Genomic DNA, 19,013 nt, shown 5'->3' on the forward strand with positions numbered 1-19,013 from the left:
TCTTACCTCTTTTGAGAGTTAAGAGAACAACCTAGTTGATGGGCTTATGGGAAAACATCAATTTAGGCTTACTTTGTGAAAAGTAAGACACACCCTGGAGGGGTTCCCGAGTGGCCAAAGGGAGCAGACTGTAAATCTGCCGGCACTGCCTTCGATGGTTCGAATCCGTCTCCCTCCACCATATTCTTCTTACCTCTTTCGAGAGTTAAGAGAACAACCTAGTTGATGGGCTTATGGGAAAACATCAATTTAGGCTTACTTTGTGAAGAGTAAGACACACCCTGGAGGGGTTCCCGAGTGGCCAAAGGGAGCAGACTGTAAATCTGCCGGCACTGCCTTCGATGGTTCGAATCCGTCTCCCTCCACCATATTCTTCTTACCTATTTCGAGAGTTAAGAGAACAACCTGATTGATGGGCTTATGGGAAAACATCAATTCAGGCTTACTTTGTGAAGAGTAAGACACACCCTGGAGGGGTTCCCGAGTGGCCAAAGGGAGCAGACTGTAAATCTGCCGGCACTGCCTTCGATGGTTCGAATCCGTCTCCCTCCACCATATTCTCCTTAATTGGAAAATCGAAAAGCCAACTCATTGAGTTGGCTTTTTTCGTTTCTGAATGCTTTATTGGTAAACCCTGCCTTATCAAGGTTAGACTTGAAGCCACTTCTGTTTAAGTTCAACACTTCAAACTTCGATCCGTAGATCTCACAACAAGATTGAATCTCTTGAAGATCATCGAGCGCTCAGTCTCTCCAGACTTCCATATTGCGTTCACATACCAAGTAAGCAGCGCAACCTAAGCAGTTTGTAGATACATACTCCTCACACCCATCCGCTATTTGTTGTTTCTGCTGAAGTGGTATTTCAGGTTCTAGTATCGGCTCGAAAAACTCAGTCGTCACGATGAACACCTCTATCTTGGCTAGACACCCAAATTGAATATCTAAATAGCGTTCAGCCTAACTCACTGTTAGCACAAAGTATCACTCTAAATAATTGTCGTGATGATACCGTTTTCTACCAACGCAAATATCTAAAGAACTGCATTTTCTATAACCCGAAGACAAGCGCCCTTCTTAAAATTTACAGTTCCAAACAACCGGACACAAAAAAGCCCCTACAGATTTCTCCGTAGGGGCTTTCAATAGTCAAAGTAATATCTAGTTAACTCATTTTTAGTTAACTATCGAGATTAACCTTGAATACCAACAATTAGCCAAGGCGCATTGTCAGTAGTTAGATCGCGCTCTAAGTGCCAGATATCGGTGATATCTTCTTCGATGCCATCCGCTGTATCACGGTAACGACCACTAAACTGTAGGCTTAGTTGTGCTTTGCTACCATCGTGGTCAGCACGAACGATTTCAGCATCAACGTACATTACGTCGGTGTGCTGATCACCGTCTAGCTTGTTACGCTCAGCTTTTAGGTCTTCAAATAGGCTTGGAGACACGTACTCTTCAATCGTGTTTAGCTCGTTGTGGTTCCATGCACCTTGCAGTGTACGGTAGTGCTCACGAGAGCCATTGATGAAGGCCGCTTGATCAAAGCCCGGTGGGTAGTTATGTGGAACATCGCTTTGTGCACCAAAACCAAAGCCACCAGCAGTGCCTTGTGATTGAGGTTGTGCTTGCTCGAAGTTATGAACATTTGGTTGCTGCTGCTTTGGCTGTTCAAACTTGTTCTGACCCATGCCGCCGAATGCTGGCTGTTGACCACGTGCATTCTGCTGATTCATTGAGCCCTGCTTAGCACCCAACATTCCGCGTAGGAATTTAAACGCTAGGAAAGCGATCAGACCCATAATCAGAATATCCATGAACTGGATACCTTCAAATGCGCCACCAAAGAACGCCGCTAATAGACCACCAGCAAGTAGACCACCTAGCAGACCGCCCATAAGGCCTTTCTTGCTAGAGTTAGCAGCTGTGTTCTTACCCGTTTGATCTTGACGGATCGAATTCGTATTTTGTTGTTTTGGTGCTGGAGCCGTTTTAAAGCTTTTGCCAAATGACTTACCACCACCAAACTTTTTCGCTTCCGCGATTGGCGTCACCGCGACTGTTACCAACAGGATCGCGACTAGTGAGAAAAATCGTTTCATTATTATCCTTTATAGGTTTCTTTATCTTTCGACACCTTAATCATACTCGTTAACAAAGAACAATGAAATATTCACGGTGTTTACACATGTATCATAATATTGCGGCTATTAATTGGTTACTTAATTAGCGGAAGGATTGACGGCTATCGGGGAGGGCATTAAAATATTGAACGATGTTCATTTACTAGAAACTAATCATGGCACGCAGAAACGATCACACTCGAGAACAATTAGTTCAGCTGACTTTAAAGACAGTGACAGACTTTTTAGACCAGCACTCTTATCACGAGTTAAGTCTACGTAAAATTGCCAATATGATTGGTTATGTTCCTAGTACATTGGTGAATGTATTCGGTAACTACAACCTACTGCTTTTGCACGTTGTTGCTCAAACATTAGATGAACTGGCGTCTGAATCAGCGGCCGCAGTTGAACAATCGAACAATCCTCAGCAAGCTCTATTCAACCTTGCTTACTGCTACCACGATTTTGCACAAAAACACCCTCACCGTTGGCAGCTTATTTTCGAGCACAACATGAACGGTGAAAACCTTCCTGAATGGCAATCGAACCGTATCGATAAAATGACCGGTATGCTTGAGCAGCTTCTAGTCGCGATTGCTCCTGAACATACAGAAAGTGAAGTCGTTAAAGCCAGCCGTGTATTATGGTCTGGAGTACATGGAATTACTCTACTTAGCGTTGATGATAAGTTTTTCGCCTCTGAGCCTATCGATGGTAAAGAACTGATCAATAACCTAGTCTCAAACTACCTAACCAACTGGTAAGCATCCAAGGAAAGAGAATGAACAACAGCAGCCAATCTTCGCTGTTAACGCAAAAAAGGTTCCTACCCTACTTTATTACCCAATTTCTGGGAGCCTTTAATGACAACATATTCAAAAATGTTCTGTTACTGTTTGTTGCTTTCGCAAGCGTAGACACGCTGCCTATCTCCAGTAATTTATTCATAAACTTGGCTGCAGGCCTGTTTATTCTGCCCTTCTTTCTGTTTTCTGCCTTGGCTGGTGTACTGGCTGATAAATACGAAAAATCTTGGTTTATCCGAAAAGTTAAGCTCCTTGAAGTGGTGATCATGTCACTGGGTGCGATCGGATTTATCTATGAAAGCTACGGAATATTGCTGTTACTGCTGTTTCTGATGGGGACACAAAGTGCCTTCTTTGGCCCAGTAAAATACGCCCTACTTCCACAACAACTCAAGACAAAAGAGCTCGTTTCTGGCAATGCTCTGGTTGAGACTGGTACATTCCTAGCGATTCTGATTGGTACTCTTGGTGCTGGCATTATTGCTTCAGAAGAAGGCGCTAAGCTTATTGCTGCGGTGTGCATCGTGTCATTCGCGGTTCTTGGTTACGTATCTAGCTGCTTTATCCCTGAAGCGCCAAGTAACGCACCTGATTTGAAAGTGAAGTGGCAGCCAGTAAAGCTGACCCGAGCAACACTTGCGATTGCCAAAAAAGACCGCCCGACCTTCCAAGCTCTGATGTCTATCAGTTGGTTCTGGTTCCTTGGCGCGGCTTATCTCACTCAATTCCCAAACTTCACTAAGCTGCACTTAAATGGCACTGAAAGTTCGGTCGCCTTTTTATTGGCACTGTTCTCGGTGGGTATTGCCATAGGTTCTTTAGCGTGTGACAAGTTGTCCAATCACCGAATTGAAATCGGCATCGTGCCAATGGGAAGCTTAGGGATTTCAGTATTTGGTCTATTGATGGCGATATCGATTCCTGAATCGCTGCCTGATTTCGGCTCATTCCACCAATTCGTCACCCACTCAGAACTTTGGCCACTGTTTGCTTACTTGTTACTGCTCGGGATATCTGGCGGTATCTTTATTGTTCCTCTGTATTCCTTGATGCAGTTACGAGCCAAGCCAGACGAACGAGCACAAGTGATTGCCGGACTCAATATCTACAACTCACTGTTCATGGTGGGAAGTGCTGTACTAGGCATCATTTGTCTGAGTGTGCTTGAACTTTCCATTCCACAGCTTTTTGTGTTGCTGGCTCTGTTTAACACCTTGGTGATGTTCTATCTGTTTTATCAGGTGCCTATCTATGCGTTCCGCTTCTTTACATGGGTGGTCACTCATACCATGTACCGTGTGAAACATAAGAACCTGCATCACTTACCTGAAAAAGGCGGCGCACTAATCGTCTGTAATCATGTGAGTTATATGGATGCATTACTACTGAGTGCGGTTTGCCCACGTTTGATTCGCTTTGTGATGGAAGAGGATTACACCAAGTTACCGCCGATTCGACGCTTCTTGAAAAGAGCAGGGGTTATTCCAATCTCCGCGACCAATCGCGGCTCTATTCGTAACGCTTTCAAAGAAGTGGAACAAGCGCTTCATGAAGGTCACATCGTGTGTATCTTCCCTGAAGGTAAACTCACCTCTGATGGTGAAGTAGCAGAGTTCATGCGTGGCATGGAGCTGATTATTAGACGCTCTCCTGTCCCAGTGATTCCAATGGCACTCAAAGGCCTTTGGGGCAGCTACTTTAGTCGTTTCAAAGGGCGAGCATGCAAAGGGCTACCAAGCCGCTTCTGGACTAAGTTAGAGATTGAAGCTGGTGAACCTATTTCACCGAAGGAAGCGACGTGTGAGACACTTCGTCAATCGGTTGCTAAGCTCCGTGGATCGCTACGATAACTCGTTGAACTCACGCTTTATTACGCCAAATTCATAGCTATGAACAAACGTTTAGTTTTTCTTAACGTTTGTTCAATTCATTTAGACTTACTTATCATTAAGTTAAGCGTATAGTCTTCGCTATGCTGCCATAACCAGAAACGACAAAAACAATATAATGAAAATGAATAAGTCCATTCCGTTTTATCTTGCTGCTCTATTTTGCTTAACCCCATGGGTAAGCTCCCCTACTGCACTGGTTATCGGCTTTCTGCTTGCGAGCTTAGGCTTAGTGCCTGAGAACGTAGAGGTTGGCAAATTAACTAAAAAGCTTCTGGCCTACTCGATTGTCGGCTTAGGTTTCGGTATTCAATTTGAGAAAGCGCTAGCAGTAACAGGCGACGGTATTGGCTTGATCATCACTACCATCATCGGCACGCTGGTGATTGGCTGGTTCTTAGCGAAACGCATGGGGCTAGATCGCACCACAGGCTATCTTATCTCTTCTGGCACCGCTATTTGTGGTGGTAGCGCCATCGCAGCTGTAGCTCCGGCAATCAAAGCAGAAGATGAACAGATTGGTTTGGCGTTAGCCACTGTATTCGTGTTGAACTCGGTCGCTCTATTCTTATTCCCTATGATTGGTCACGCGCTTGAACTCAGCCAACAAACATTTGGTACTTGGGCAGCTATTGCGATTCACGATACGTCTTCAGTTGTCGGCGCAGCTTCAGCGTATGGCGAAGAAGCACTGACGACAGCGACCACATTGAAGCTCGCTCGGGCACTTTGGATCATCCCAATCGCTTTAATCAGTGCGATGCTCTTCAAGAACGATCAAAAGAAGATTACGGTTCCCTACTTCATTTTCTTCTATTGCGCTGCTATCGCAGTGAGTGACTTACTGCCACAATTTGAGATGGTTTATCAAGGAATCTTTGATGTGTCTAAGCGAGCACTGGTGGTGTGTTTGTTCTTAATTGGCTGTGGTATTTCAGTTGAGAAGTTAAAAGCAGCAGGACCGAAACCATTGATGTTTGGTATTACAATGTGGGTCATGATCTCGACAGGTTCATTGGCGTGGTTAACTCTCACCTAGACCGCAAGCGAACGCTCTAGATAGTTGCTCGATTACCTAGACACTCAGATTAGCGAATGACACAACAAAAAGGCAAAGCTCAAATGGGCTTTGCCTTTATCGTTTGTGGTAAAAATATTCTTTGTTGCAACAATCACGAATCAAACAGGGGCTTATCACTCTTCTTGCTCTCTCTTTTCATTAAAACGAGTACCACAACCAACACAAATGCGGTGAGTTCAGCCAACGAGCGAGTCAACCCTGACGAAGTAACCGCTTGGCCTATCTGCAGCAAAACCGCAATGATGAGGGCAATTTTCATAATAAGACCTTATTCTATAATCCGTTATTTATATGGCTTATTATGATTGATGGTTATAAAGATAATAAATTCTGTTTTGAACTATCTAATTGCTAAATTAACTAACTGCAGGCCAAGTGAACAAAAAACCTCCGACTCAATTAGTTAGAGCGCCGGTGTTGCAACAACCACTGCGCTAATCCCGCTCTCGACACCTTAATGCCCAGTTGTTCTTGCTCTGGCATGCGGTGGTATTCGATTGGGAACTTAAATCGCTCTAGGCTTCCTTGTAACTGTTCTGCAAACCAATCTTTGGTTGGCACTTGATCACAGTCCACAATGGCAACTGGCCTAAAACCAAATTCACGGTCTTCAACGGGTACGATAAAGGCTTGCTTAACTTCCGGCAGCTGATTGAGTGCACGCTCAATTTCTTCACAATGAATATTCTCACCGCCAGAAATAAATTGATTGTCGGCTCTGCCAATAATCGACACTTGCTCGCCATCCCACAAGCCAAGATCTTTACTGTCAAACCAACCGTGCTCGTCCACCAATGGCGTTAATTGACCTTGATAGTAATAACCGGACGCGAGCGTCTCTCCACCAATGTAGATGCGTTGGTTTTCAATTTTCAATTGACGATGATTAAGCACGAAACCAGCAGTACTGCTTGCATCAACCGGTTTTGCTGTCACCGTTGAGGCCGCTTCTGTCATGCCGTAGCCAAGCCAAGTTTCAATACCCATTTGCTGAGCTTCAAGACCAAGCGCTTCTGGAATATGACTTCCACCCAACAACACATGAGTTAAAGTAAGTACTTGCTTACCCTTTAATAACCTATGCAGTTGCGTAGCGACTAACGAAGCATGGCTACAGCCTTCAATGTCTGATTCAAGGTTACCAGAGCCTATTTTGATAGAGCCACCAGCAGCCAGCCAACGATGAACAATTGCCACCCCTGACACATGGTACATAGGTAAGCTAAGCAGCCAAGTATCCGTAGATTTAAATTGAAATTCATCCAACAATCCAACGGCAGAGCATAGGTGTTGATCAAGTGTATGAGCCACTGCTTTCGGGTTTCCGGTAGAGCCTGAAGTAAATACGATGCTTGCGAGATTTTGCGGATTGAAGTTGGACTCTTGAGATGTCGTTATCCAACTGTCATCAGCATCGATCTTCACTTCATTTAAACAAGGTAAGGTCACCAACTGAGTATTCAAATCAGCAGTCTCTGATTGCTCTATCCCGCTATTGCCCAAAAGCCAAAGGTAGCTCTGTTGATCTGCTTGATATAAGGCATTGAGCTTTTGCTTCAGGCGTAAACTAGGCTGAGGCATCGTTAATGCACAAACCACACCCAAATTGAGTGCGGCAAGGTAAACAGGGAGCACTTCAGCTTGGTTCTTACCAACAATCGTCAATACATCACCTTCAGATAGGCCTTGATGAGATAGCTGTTGTTGGTACTCACTCACCAACACAAACACTTGTCGCCAAGTATAAGTACGGTGAGTAGTCACTAGCGCTGGTTGAAGTGGGTTCTGCTGCGCCCACTGTTCCCAAAGTGGGTGATTATTAGATTGTGGGCGCATCATAAGATAACCAAGTTATAGATTGAAAAGTGTCTAAGCCAATCAAACGATCAGCCTAAGAAGACCAAATCAGTTGCTGCTGATCAAGAGTCGAAACAGGAAGTTGGCAACCCGGCCATGAAACTTCCAACTGTTGCTGATACAAGCCAATCGTATCCAGCCCCGGCACTTCATTTGGCAGATATTGCTGCGCCAGACGAGCAATCTGAGTCAGACCTAGGCTCGACTCAATGCTTGAACTCAATACAGGTTTAATTCCAAGTTGCTGTGCACGCTCAATGATTGCCACACAACGCTCTACAGAGCCAATGAGAGTTGGCTTGATAACTACAGCTTTAACACCAGTAAGGTCGCTAAGATCAAACTCTGGATTACGCACAGCTTCTTGCAGTGTTTCATCCCAAGCAATCGCTACGCCGTGGTCAATAGCAAATGCCAAGCTGTCTTCCGGCTTTTGGCAAGGTTCTTCAATAAAGCTGATACGCTGACGTAATGAAGGCGAAATGTACTTAATGAACTGCTTCGCTTTTTCTGGCTTCCACGCACGGTTGGCATCAAGCCTTAGAGTCAAATCCGGAATCGATTCAAGGAATAAGCTAACCAGCATGCCATCGCGAATCGCTTCGTAGAGGCCGACTTTCACTTTTGCAACCTTCTCGCCTTCCATTTCATTTAGTACAGGGATCAGTTCATCTGGATCACCTGTACACAAAGGCGCAGCCTGGTAGTTACCTTCCGTGTTGAGTTCGCCTCGTAATTCCATCATCGCCATCGAAAAACCGAAGGCAACAGAAGGATATAGCTCATTAAAAGGCGTTTGAGGGTTGTTGTGACTCCAAAGCTCTAATTCATGTTGCAGTTGAATACCGGCTTGTTCAGCATCTTCTTGGCTGAAGCCTGGCAGAGGCGCAACTTCACCAAAACCTGTTTTACCGTCACACTCTAGTTGGATGACATAGCCAACGCGTTCGTTCAACTTATTGTCACGAAGAACCACTCCACTATCCATAGGTAATTGATAACGGTAGAGTTTAGCGTGACGCTGAGAATTCACTGAGTTCATAAAGTTTCCTAAAAAACGGGGAACATCAAAACAAAACGAGCCGCTATTAGCGACTCATTTTGAAAAGGAGAAAGACTATGGGTTACGCGGGAACTTGTCGAAGTCCGGTCGACGTTTCTCGTTGAATGCGTTACGGCCTTCTTGACCTTCCTCTGTCATGTAGAACATCATGGTTGCGTTACCAGCCAACTCTTGTAGACCGGCTTGACCATCACAGTCAGCATTAAGAGCTGCTTTCAAGCAACGTAGAGCCATTGGGCTGTGCTGCAGCACTTCACGACACCAACGAACGGTTTCTTTTTCTAGGTCAGCGACAGGCACAACCGTGTTCACCAAGCCCATGTCCAAAGCTTCTTGAGCATCGTAGAAACGGCATAGGAACCAGATTTCACGCGCTTTCTTTTGGCCAACGATACGAGCCATGTAAGAAGCACCCCAGCCGCCATCGAATGAACCTACTTTAGGACCCGTCTGACCGAACTGCGCGTTTTCAGCAGCAATCGTAAGGTCTGCCATCATGTGAAGTACATGACCGCCACCGACAGCCCAACCCGATACCGCTGCGATTACTGGTTTTGGACAAGTACGAATTTGACGTTGGAAATCCAGTACGTTCAGATGATGTGTACCTGAATCGTCTTGGTAGCCGCCGTAGTCACCGCGAATACTTTGGTCACCACCAGAACAGAACGCCTTCTCACCAAGACCCGTCAAAATGATCACGCCTACTTTCTCGTCGTAACGAGCATCAGCCAATGCATTGATCATCTCTTTTACGGTTTGTGGACGGAACGCATTGTGGACTTGAGGACGCGCAATCGTGATTTTTGCAATACCGTCGTCAGACTTGTGGTACTGAATATCTTCGTATTGACTGCTTTCATCGCTCCAGTTAACTGCCGCGTAAAGTTCTTCTTCTGTGATGCCTACTGTTTTAGCCATGGTGATTCCCATTGTTCTATTAGAGACCACGACTAACGAGTAGTCGTGACGGTGTTGCTCTGCTTTTGATAGTGCTTGATACGAGAGAATCGCTCAGTCAGATTTACGACGACTGGCGATACATTGGATTATCAGGTTGGAAAACAGTTCTGGTTGCTCAAAATGAACATTATGACCAGCGTAATCCACCTGACTATATTCAAAGCCACTATTATCAGCTAGCTCCATGAATTTACGGTCTTTTTCTCCACACACATAATGCAATAAGTGCTCATGAGATTTCAATGTGGCACGTAAATCCGGTTGCTTAGCTAACGAAGTAGATAACAACATATTTGCTACGGATACTCCAAGGTTACCACTACGCTTTATGACCAAAGTTTGTCTTTGCTCATGATTTAGTGAAGAAAAGACGCTTTGTTGATACCAATCGTCTAAAACATCTTCAATCGACTGCTGTGCAAAACGAACAGCCCACTGCGTATCATGTACTAACCTTTGTGCTCTTTCTTCATCACATTCCAAACCAAAGTTGCCACCTTCAATGATGACTTTCTCTAGGTTAAGCGTCTCGAAGCAAGGGCTTGTCACCCCATACATAGCGAGTCTGCCGCCCATAGAATATCCGATCACCACGATAGGGTAATTAGCAGGAAGATCGTTGAGCGCCAGTTGAGATGTGATGCACTGGACAATTTTCTTGCAGCAATGATCAAACCCTACCGGATCGATAAAGCGACTTTGTCCGTGTCCGGGTAAATCTATGCAAAGGAGAGGAAAGTCCTCGAGGAATGGATGACATGCACTCCAATCATCCCCGCTTCCGAGTAAACCATGTAAAAAAACAAGCAAAGGTTTGTCAGAAGAATCTTGTACAGCTGGGTAATAATCGGAGTAAAGCATGTAAAGTCCTTAGGCTAATGCCTCGGTGAGCATTGAACTGAATTGTTTCAGCAAAGTAGACGCTTGTTCGGGAGGCGTCTTAACTTCCACGAGCAAGGTACCCTGACCCTGTTCGAAATGTTGTTCGATAATGGTTTGATAGCAATTCAAGGTTTCTGGCGCAGCGTATCCCAACTGGAATTGCGCAGCAGCGTGTTCAAAACTGAAACCATGAGGCATTTGATAAAGTGACTGTTTCTGCTGCTCTGGCACCGGCAATAAATCAAAGATCGCACCACCATCATTGTTGGTTACAACAATAACCATCGGCGTTAAATTATGAGTCAGCAGAGCGAGTGAGTTGATGTCGTAAAGCAAAGAAGTATCGCCAATCAACATCAATAAGGGATTCTGGTTGGCTTTCACCACGCCCGCAGCCGTCGCCACCAAGCCATCAATGCCCGATGCACCACGATTGCTGTAAACTCGATTCGCAGATATTGACGACAACATATCCACCAGCCTTACCATCAAGCTGTTTCCCACAAACAACTCTCTGTCTTTAAGTCTAGACGACAAGTCAACCGCAACACTCAACTCTGTCAGTTGGTCATTATTGGATATTTGTGCGAGTGCGAGTTGCTGAACGGTATTTGCGACCTCGATTAAAGGCGTCGCCCAACCAGAGTGTTTGCCTAACAATGTTGGCAGGTGTTGATCGGTTATCCATGACTCAATATTGGCAACAATATGAGTTTGAGGTAGATGATCTTGATTTATACGGTGCGCATCAGGTGAAACCACTACATATTGCGTGCAATCGAACCAAGCTGCTTGTGACTTAATCCATTGGTTTAATCGTTTAGAAACGATGCGCTCACCAAACTGAAGAATAAAATCACACTGGTTGAGTTGCTCTTTAACTGAGTCACTCTGTAACCACAGATCATAATGCTTCCAATCACTGTTCACGCCCGATTGAGGATCACAGAAGATTAGCCAGCCCAAAGCAGAAGCAAACTGCTGCGCTTTTGTTGCCGCTTCTTTATCAATCGAACCAATAATCACGGCACCTTTACGCTCTAGGTAATCGCCAGGCGCTACTGGCTGTACAGTCAAATGATTGGGTAAACAAGTATTAGAATACGGGTTGGCTGATGAGCTCCACCCTGCGATACTTTTAGTGTAATCCGCATACATTTCAGCACTGTTCTTAGAATAGAGCGGCTCTGGGAACGGACAATTGATATGAATCGCGCCGCCAACATTGCATTGTTTCGCAAGCGCACTATCAACCGATGTTAGCAGCCAGTTCAAAGAAACTTGTGTGGTTGGGCTTGGCAGGTTTAGCGCCGTTTCAACATGAGACGAAAAGATACCCTGCTGCTGGATCGCTTGATTAGCGCCGCAATCCACTAAATCGATAGGTCGATCTGAAGTCAGTAAAATCAGCTTCTCTCGTGTTAACCCAGACTCAGCGGTCGCAGGAAGAAGGTTCGCGACAGCTGTTCCCGATGTCACAATCACCGCAACGGGCTTGTTACTCGCCTTAGCTAAACCTAAAGCCAAAAATCCAAGACCACGCTCATCAAAGTGCGTGTGTAAGGTTAACTTGGGATTAGCTTCAGCTTCGAGAGTTAACGGTGTTGAGCGAGAGCCCGGTGCAACACAAACATGTTCAACACCGTTGCGTGCTAGCTCTTCAAGTAATGTGTGACACCAAACTCTATTTAATACGGCTTGGTCGTGATTCATGACGCCACACCAAGTGGTGGATGATCGGAAATTAGGCTGAGCAAAGTCGACATCTTCTTGTTCAGCTCTTGCCACTCATGTTCAGCAACCGATCCCGGCACGATCCCTGCTCCAGCAAACAGTTGTACTTGATCGTTTACAATCAAGGCACTTCGAATCGCCACGCAGAATTCCGCTCTCTGATGGCTGATATAGCCTACAGAGCCTGCATACCAGCCTCGAGCAAACGGTTCGTGTTCAAGAATGAAATCCATCGCTTCTTTACGTGGCAAACCCGCTACCGCTGCAGTTGGCTGTAAGGCAGCAAGCAACTGCACACCATTAACACCATTATTAAGTTGAGCATGGATATTGCGCTTCAAATGCTGCACCTTACGCAAGCGCACTAAGCGGGCATCCTTTTCAACATGGACCGTTTGAGAATGAGGAGTGAGACGCTCAATGATGTCGTCAACCACATACTGGTTCTCATTGAGGTTTTTGCTGTCTTGAGAAAGCCAGTTGGCCAGTTCCATATCCTCAGTAGCGTTCTCTCCACGACCAATGGTTCCAGCAAGCGCTTCGGTATCGAGCTCAGTACCATGTCGGCTATATAAGCGCTCTGGCGTCGAGCCAATAAAGCTGTGTTTAGAGTCCAGCACCAACATAAAGTGGAAACTGTGATGATTTTGCAGATAGCTGGCTTTAAGTAATTGAGCCGCACAAATAGGCGCATCGAGTTGTAGCGTGGTTTTACGCGCTAAAACGACTTTTTTATACTCTTCGTCGCTAATGCCTTGCAGCACTTTATCGACAAGGTTGCCCCATTGCTCTCTTTCTGGAACGTGATTGATCTGTTCAATATGGGCAGACAAAGGCGCCAATATCGCCGCTTCAACGGATAACTTATTTAAGGCATTGATAGAAGCAACGCGATCAGGAGACAAGTTGACGGCCAGCGACCAAGTATTGTCAAAGCGAATTAATTCAACCTGAGGAAGGAAGAAAAACGATTCCATGCAGCGACGGTTCTTTGCGGTGTGCCCGTCAAACGATCGTCCCCCCCAGATTCGTTGGTCTTCACCAAGAATCGCGTAGGCGGGTGCCGGGTCTGAAAACGTATGTAACTGTCCGAGCGCAACAACCTCTTCACGAGTGTCGCGTGACTGCCAGTAGAACTTAGGAAAGAGCGGTTGAGCATGAAGCCATTCAATAAATGCAAACGATGGTTTTTGCGTTAGAACTTCAACACAACGAACTTCGCTTGCTTGGGCATTTTGTACTCGCTCAATCAAAGCGGAGATAGTTTGCTGGAAATGTGACAAATCGACCTCGTTCACATCTAAATTATTATTATATTAGTTTGATACTTTATGGGCAGTACCCACTTAGATCAAGAATGTACTATATCTTTTCAACATTCCTGTGATTTTAAGCGATCCCGCCCCTTTATTCATCTTAGCCAATAACCAAGAAAGCGATTAATTAAAATTTAGAAAATAGTGACAACAAAAAGACCAAACGTGACACTGAAATGCGACATTCATCAGATTTTTATTCTATCAAACGCCATTTTGCGGTACTTTAATAAAGTATTTAAATTAATTTCAGGAAATCGGCAATGCAAAATATCGGGATGTCGTCAAAACTCAACAGCGTATGCTACGAAATCAGGGGGCCTGTACTCAAACATGCTAAGCGCATGGAAGAAGAAGGGCATAAAATACTAAAGCTTAATATTGGTAACCCCGCCCCATTTGGTTTTGACGCCCCTGATGAAATCCTTGTTGACGTAATCCGTAATCTACCGACATCTCAAGGTTACTGCGACTCAAAAGGCATCTATTCAGCCCGCAAAGCGGTTGTTCAGCACTACCAGAAAAAAGGCCTACGTAACCTTGATGTAGAAGACGTTTACATTGGTAACGGCGCATCAGAGCTTATCGTTATGTCTATGCAGGCGCTACTGGATAATGGTGATGAAATCTTAGTTCCCGCTCCGGACTACCCACTATGGACAGCGTCTGTTGCGCTTTCTGGTGGTACACCGGTTCACTACATGTGTGATGAAGATGCTGATTGGTATCCAGATTTAGACGACATGCGCGCGAAAATCTCTCCAAAGACTCGCGGCATCGTTCTTATCAACCCGAACAACCCAACAGGTGCAGTTTACAGCCGTGATTTCCTACTACAAGTTGTCGAAATTGCACGTGAGCACGGCCTAATCATCTTCGCTGATGAGATTTACGATAAAGTACTTTACGATGGTGCAGTGCATACCTCTGTTGCAACGCTTGCTGAAGACGTATTAATGGTCACGTTCAACGGTCTATCTAAGGCTTACCGTGTATGTGGTTTCCGTGGTGGCTGGATGTTCTTAACAGGTCCTAAACACCTAGCAAAAGGTTATGTCGAAGGGCTAGAGATGCTTGCCTCGATGCGTTTGTGTGCCAACGTACCAATGCAGCACGCTATCCAAACGGCATTAGGCGGCTATCAGAGTATCAATGAGTTGATTCTTCCTGGTGGTCGACTGCTTGAGCAACGTGACCGAGCATGGGAACTGATTAACAAGATCCCTGGCGTTTCTTGTGTGAAGCCGAAAGGCGCAATGTACTTGTTCCCTAAGATCGACACCAAGATGTACAACATCAAAGACGATCAGAAGTTCGTACTCGACTTCCTGAAACAAGAGAAGGTGTTATTGGTTCAAGGTACAGGCTTCAACTGGCCTAAACCTGATCACTTTCGTATTGTGACTTTGCCACACATTGAAGACCTTGAAGTGGCGATTGGCCGCCTAGAGCGCTTCTTGCAAACTTACAGCCAAGACGATCTTATCGACGCTAAATAAACACAACGAGAGATGACTACAATTTGCTGTTTTAAAAGACTTTAACTTGTATTCATTCACTTCTATGCTTAAGAGGCTCCTGTTTAGGAGCCTTTTTTGTATCCGCTGTCTCGTACAGTTTGTGGCAAACACAAGGTACGAGTGGAGCACTCTCTAGACAGGACACTTATGAAACAGAGCCATTTCTTCGCCCATCTCGCACGCATGAAGCTGATTCAACGTTGGCCCCTGATGCGATCTGTTTCAAGCGAGAACATTTCAGAACACAGCCTACAGGTCGCTTTCGTTGCCCACGCTTTGGCGCTGATCAAAAACAAGAAGTTTGATGGTCAACTTAATCCTGAGCATATTGCTCTGCTTGGCATGTACCACGACACCAGTGAGGTACTGACAGGCGATTTGCCAACGCCAGTTAAATACTACAACCCGGATATCGCCCAAGAATATAAGAAGATAGAAGCCGCAGCAGAGCAAAGACTGCTTTCTATGTTGCCAGAGGAGTTCCGAGACGACTTCGCCCCATTTTTAATATCTGGAACAGCGAGTAAAGAAGAGCAAAGCATCGTCAAGCAGGCCGACACCATCTGTGCTTACCTGAAATGCTTGGAAGAGCTCAGTGCGGGCAATCATGAATACGAGCAAGCCAAGCGCCGACTGGAAGAGACACTCGAACAACGCAAAAGCCCAGAAATGGACTACTTTCTCACCACATTTGCGCCAAGCTTTGAATTATCACTAGACGAGATAAGCTAGCTGGGTATAAGTTGTTTTTAATTAGCTAAATAAAATCAATTTGATAGGTGCTATTTTGAATTCTCTACTCGAACCACCCTTTGTACTCGAACAAGAATGGCAGCATCGAAATGACGATGAACATAAAATAAGACGAGATGATCACCGTAGCCCATATCAACGTGACCGAGCGCGCGTGCTTCACTCTGCTGCTTTTCGTCGCTTACAAGCGAAAACCCAGATTCATGGCACCATGGTGAATGACTTTCATCGAACACGCCTTACTCACTCTCTTGAGGCCGCCCAGCTTGGCACAGGTATCGTTGCTCAACTGAAGAAAAAGCAACCCGAGTTTCGAGACCTATTACCCTCAGACAGTTTAATTGATTCACTGTGTTTGGCTCACGACATCGGTCATCCACCATACGGACATGGCGGCGAAGTCGCACTCAACTATATGATGCGCGACCACGGCGGCTTTGAAGGCAACGCTCAAACGTTTCGCATTGTCACTCAGCTAGAACCTTACACTGAGAATCACGGGATGAACCTGTCTCGACGCACGCTACTGGGGTTAATTAAGTACCCTTCGCTGCTCAGTCAAGTCCAAGCGAGATTACAGTCTGAACCGGTAAAGCATCAACGACAGCTCCGAGCCAAAGATTGGATGCCGGCAAAAGGCATCTACGATCATGATGAAGAGTTGTTTAACTGGGTGCTTGAACCGCTTTCAAGCAGCGACCAACAGCTCCTAAAACAGAAAAGAAAAACGCATACCGAGCCACTTGAGCACAATAAGACCAAATATAAGTCACTGGACTGTTCGATCATGGAGCTGGCTGATGACATCGCGTATGGCGTGCACGATTTAGAAGATGCGATTGTGCTTGGTTCTGTGACCAAAGCTCAGTGGATCGAATCGGCTTACCCTCAGCTGAAAGAGATGGCCGACCCTTGGATTTGTGAACACCTAGATTCAATTACAGAGATGCTTTTCTCTGGTGAACAGTATCGTCGTAAGGATGCGATTGGTGGAATCGTCAACGCATTGTTGACCAGTATTTCAATTAAGCGAGTGGATGCTAGCTTTGAGAATGTGCTTTTGGCTTACAATGCGGTGCTTGAACCAAGCATGGACGGCACGCTTGATAAACTGAAACACTTTGTGAGCGAGTTTGTGATTCAAGTGCCTCAGGTTCAAGTCATCGAATACAAAGGCCAACAGATCATCATGGATATGTTTGAAACATTCAGCGCTGATCCTGAACGCTTGCTGCCACTGCCCATCAAGAAGCAATGGCTACAGCATCAAGATGAGTCTCGAAAAATGCGCGTGATTGCGGATTACATTTCATCAATGACTGATGATCTTGCGCAGAAAATGCATCAGCAACTATTCTCGGCTCATACCGAGTTTTAATTCCTGACTCATTTTACTGAAACGGCTTAATCTAAGTAGTTTTTCTCAAACACACCCGGCGGCATTTGATTGATTTGAAACTGAATCATTTGATCAAATGCCGTTAGCAAAGGGCTAAATTCGCCATCACTCTCTAACAAGCTAAGCAAATGATAGCCAGCTTCAACGGTTGAAAGGCTGTTTTCACTGGGTGCTTTGCGAATTCGGTAATTACCCTTGAGATCTTTGGGTAAGTGGACCGTGTTCAACGCATGCAAGTTATTCGACACTTGCCACACCTTGAATGCTTTCTTCCACGTCCCATCCAATAAAATCACACGTAGCTTCTTGCTTGGGTATGTTGCCGACTCAACAGGCACAGAATTTTCACTTGGGTATAAAATCACATGTTGGTACTGTTCATCGGCCAGCAATGCGTTCAGTTGTTCGTTGTCTGAAAAGTCTTCACCAACAAGCGTCACGCTGTTTTTTAGAGATAACGAGAGAATACGCGCGGTTCCCATCGGACGGTGCTCTTCTGATGGGTGCTGAAGAATGATAAGCTCAACATTCGATTCGAGTGGTGTAACCCACTGACAAATACAAGCTTTCAAAGCCTTGCTGCATTGGGGGCAATAACGAGACATGGATTTAATGTGTACCCTGTTTTAATTTTCACTTCACTTTTATGCGTCTTATTCCAATTTGAGCCAATACAAGCTTGGGTCGTATGGGATAGCAATGCGATTGCCGAGGGGCAATGGTGGCGGATCCTAACAGGAAACTTTTCACATACCAACTACTCGCACCTTCTGATGAATCTAGCAGGCTTATGGATCATCAGCTATCTGTTTCAACCGAGTAAAAAACAGCTTGTTCTTGCTCTGCTTGTGATTAGTCTAGTGACTGGGATCGCTCTGTTGTTTTCGAGTATTCAGATCTATGTTGGCCTATCTGGCACTTTGCATGGGTTGTTTGGCTTATTCGCGCTCAGAGAGGCTTTAAACGGCAGGAAATCTAGTTGGCTATTAGTGTTGGGGTTAGTAGCTAAAATCGCTTGGGAGCAGCTTGTTGGCCCCTCTAGCACGACTGGCGAACTGATTAACGCTCGTGTCGCAATTGAAGCCCACCTAGCAGGTGCTCTGGTCGGGGGCTTCATGGCTATCATTTCATTTCTAATCAACAAAAAAATGGATCAAAGCTGAATTCTTTCACGGTTCTTTTCAACCGTCGCTTCACCTATCCCTTTCACACTCGCCAAATCATCAGCAGTAGTAAATGCCCCGTTCTGCTCTCTGTAGTCGACAATCTCTTGGGCTTTTTTGTCACCAACACCAACCAGTAGTGCTGATAGCTCTTCTGCTGTCGCGGTATTGATGTTAACCGTAATCTCAATGCCATCGTAAAGCTCAGCTTTAGTTGGGCTGTCTGCAAACACTGCAGGGCTTAAGAGCATCAGAAATGAAAGAAGTAGTGTTGAATATATCGTGCGCATAAATCGTTCCTTTGTACAAAAAAGGTAACTTATGCATTTGCAGCACCAGATAACACAATCACCAGACAAAAATAAAGCGGGTCTCCTAAGTGACCCGCTTCGTTATACATCTTGTTTTCATCAGTTTGTTTGTTGGCTCACAAATCTGATTTATCGAATAAACCTAATT

At 45.3% G+C, this 19,013-nt stretch carries 17 protein-coding genes and 3 tRNA genes; 10 read left to right on the forward strand and 10 right to left on the reverse strand.

Going from position 1 to position 19,013, the window contains the following annotated elements:
- Positions 1–96: 96 nt before the first annotated feature.
- From CWO08_RS16660 to CWO08_RS16670, 3 genes are all read left to right on the forward strand, one after another.
- Positions 97–181: transfer RNA gene (locus tag CWO08_RS16660), tRNA-Tyr, on the forward strand.
- 102 nt (positions 182–283) lie between these two features.
- Positions 284–368: transfer RNA gene (locus CWO08_RS16665), tRNA-Tyr, on the forward strand.
- A gap of 102 nt (positions 369–470) precedes the next feature.
- Positions 471–555 (forward strand) — tRNA-Tyr (locus CWO08_RS16670).
- Positions 556–1,192: 637 nt separating this feature from the next.
- Here CWO08_RS16670 and CWO08_RS16675 read toward each other — a convergent pair.
- Positions 1,193–2,104: a Tim44 domain-containing protein gene (locus CWO08_RS16675; protein ID WP_108020797.1), complete on the reverse strand. Its 912-nt coding sequence runs from the start codon at positions 2,102–2,104 to the stop codon at positions 1,193–1,195.
- A gap of 197 nt (positions 2,105–2,301) precedes the next feature.
- Between CWO08_RS16675 and CWO08_RS16680 the strand changes: the two genes are divergently transcribed.
- The 3 genes from CWO08_RS16680 (at position 2,302) to CWO08_RS16690 (ending at position 5,862) form a co-directional block, all read left to right on the forward strand.
- On the forward strand, positions 2,302–2,892 hold the full coding sequence (locus tag CWO08_RS16680; RefSeq protein WP_108020798.1) for a TetR/AcrR family transcriptional regulator: 591 nt from the start codon (positions 2,302–2,304) through the stop codon (positions 2,890–2,892).
- Between the two features lie 17 nt (positions 2,893–2,909).
- Complete coding sequence (locus CWO08_RS16685; protein ID WP_108020799.1) at positions 2,910–4,784, forward strand: MFS transporter; 1,875 nt, start codon at positions 2,910–2,912, stop codon at positions 4,782–4,784.
- Positions 4,785–4,941: 157 nt separating this feature from the next.
- A complete protein-coding gene (locus tag CWO08_RS16690; protein WP_108020800.1) occupies positions 4,942–5,862 on the forward strand; it encodes a YeiH family protein in 921 nt (306 codons plus the stop codon).
- Positions 5,863–5,995: 133 nt separating this feature from the next.
- Here CWO08_RS16690 and CWO08_RS24025 read toward each other — a convergent pair whose 3' ends face one another.
- From CWO08_RS24025 to CWO08_RS16720, 7 genes are all read right to left on the reverse strand, one after another.
- Positions 5,996–6,163, reverse strand: a complete 168-nt coding sequence (locus tag CWO08_RS24025) for a hypothetical protein (RefSeq protein WP_048664248.1) — start codon at positions 6,161–6,163, stop codon at positions 5,996–5,998.
- Between the two features lie 140 nt (positions 6,164–6,303).
- Positions 6,304–7,743, reverse strand: a complete 1,440-nt coding sequence (menE, locus tag CWO08_RS16695) for an o-succinylbenzoate--CoA ligase (protein WP_108020801.1) — start codon at positions 7,741–7,743, stop codon at positions 6,304–6,306.
- Between the two features lie 52 nt (positions 7,744–7,795).
- Positions 7,796–8,803 carry an o-succinylbenzoate synthase gene (menC, locus tag CWO08_RS16700; RefSeq protein ID WP_108020802.1) on the reverse strand — a complete coding sequence of 336 codons (1,008 nt, stop codon included), beginning with the start codon at positions 8,801–8,803 and terminating at the stop codon, positions 7,796–7,798.
- Positions 8,804–8,878: 75 nt separating this feature from the next.
- Positions 8,879–9,745 carry a 1,4-dihydroxy-2-naphthoyl-CoA synthase gene (gene menB / locus CWO08_RS16705; RefSeq protein WP_017060170.1) on the reverse strand — a complete coding sequence of 289 codons (867 nt, stop codon included), beginning with the start codon at positions 9,743–9,745 and terminating at the stop codon, positions 8,879–8,881.
- Positions 9,746–9,838: 93 nt separating this feature from the next.
- Complete coding sequence (menH, locus tag CWO08_RS16710; RefSeq protein ID WP_102478630.1) at positions 9,839–10,648, reverse strand: 2-succinyl-6-hydroxy-2,4-cyclohexadiene-1-carboxylate synthase; 810 nt, start codon at positions 10,646–10,648, stop codon at positions 9,839–9,841.
- A gap of 9 nt (positions 10,649–10,657) precedes the next feature.
- A complete protein-coding gene (gene menD / locus CWO08_RS16715; RefSeq protein WP_102530046.1) occupies positions 10,658–12,382 on the reverse strand; it encodes a 2-succinyl-5-enolpyruvyl-6-hydroxy-3-cyclohexene-1-carboxylic-acid synthase in 1,725 nt (574 codons plus the stop codon).
- Positions 12,379–13,686, reverse strand: a complete 1,308-nt coding sequence (locus tag CWO08_RS16720; RefSeq protein WP_102480116.1) for an isochorismate synthase MenF — start codon at positions 13,684–13,686, stop codon at positions 12,379–12,381. Before CWO08_RS16720 ends, menD begins: the two co-directional genes overlap by 4 nt.
- 296 nt (positions 13,687–13,982) lie before the next feature.
- Between CWO08_RS16720 and CWO08_RS16725 the strand changes: the two genes are divergently transcribed.
- From CWO08_RS16725 to CWO08_RS16735, 3 genes are all read left to right on the forward strand, one after another.
- The gene (locus CWO08_RS16725; RefSeq protein ID WP_107899290.1) at positions 13,983–15,218 is read left to right on the forward strand and encodes a pyridoxal phosphate-dependent aminotransferase; all 1,236 of its coding nucleotides are present in this window, start codon (positions 13,983–13,985) and stop codon (positions 15,216–15,218) included.
- 168 nt (positions 15,219–15,386) lie between these two features.
- Positions 15,387–15,971 carry a 5'-deoxynucleotidase gene (gene yfbR, locus CWO08_RS16730; protein ID WP_017060613.1) on the forward strand — a complete coding sequence of 195 codons (585 nt, stop codon included), beginning with the start codon at positions 15,387–15,389 and terminating at the stop codon, positions 15,969–15,971.
- Between the two features lie 55 nt (positions 15,972–16,026).
- Positions 16,027–17,370 (forward strand): anti-phage deoxyguanosine triphosphatase, encoded by a 1,344-nt coding sequence (locus tag CWO08_RS16735; RefSeq protein ID WP_048661470.1) that lies wholly within the window; start codon positions 16,027–16,029, stop codon positions 17,368–17,370.
- Positions 17,371–17,396: 26 nt separating this feature from the next.
- Here the strand turns inward: CWO08_RS16735 and CWO08_RS16740 are convergent, their stop codons facing one another.
- Positions 17,397–17,996: a tRNA-uridine aminocarboxypropyltransferase gene (locus CWO08_RS16740; RefSeq protein ID WP_102478429.1), complete on the reverse strand. Its 600-nt coding sequence runs from the start codon at positions 17,994–17,996 to the stop codon at positions 17,397–17,399.
- A 9-nt stretch (positions 17,997–18,005) separates the two neighbouring features.
- Here CWO08_RS16740 and rrtA point away from each other — a divergent pair, with 9 nt between their 5' ends.
- Positions 18,006–18,554, forward strand: a complete 549-nt coding sequence (rrtA, locus tag CWO08_RS16745) for a rhombosortase (RefSeq protein ID WP_102432831.1) — start codon at positions 18,006–18,008, stop codon at positions 18,552–18,554.
- Here the strand turns inward: rrtA and CWO08_RS16750 are convergent.
- Positions 18,545–18,844, reverse strand: a complete 300-nt coding sequence (locus CWO08_RS16750) for a ComEA family DNA-binding protein (RefSeq protein ID WP_102432832.1) — start codon at positions 18,842–18,844, stop codon at positions 18,545–18,547. The genes rrtA and CWO08_RS16750 overlap by 10 nt on opposite strands.
- Positions 18,845–19,013: the final 169 nt, after the last annotated feature.

The organism is Vibrio sp. 10N.286.48.B8 (assembly GCF_003050085.1).
Classification (GTDB): Bacteria; Pseudomonadota; Gammaproteobacteria; order Enterobacterales; family Vibrionaceae; genus Vibrio; species Vibrio crassostreae.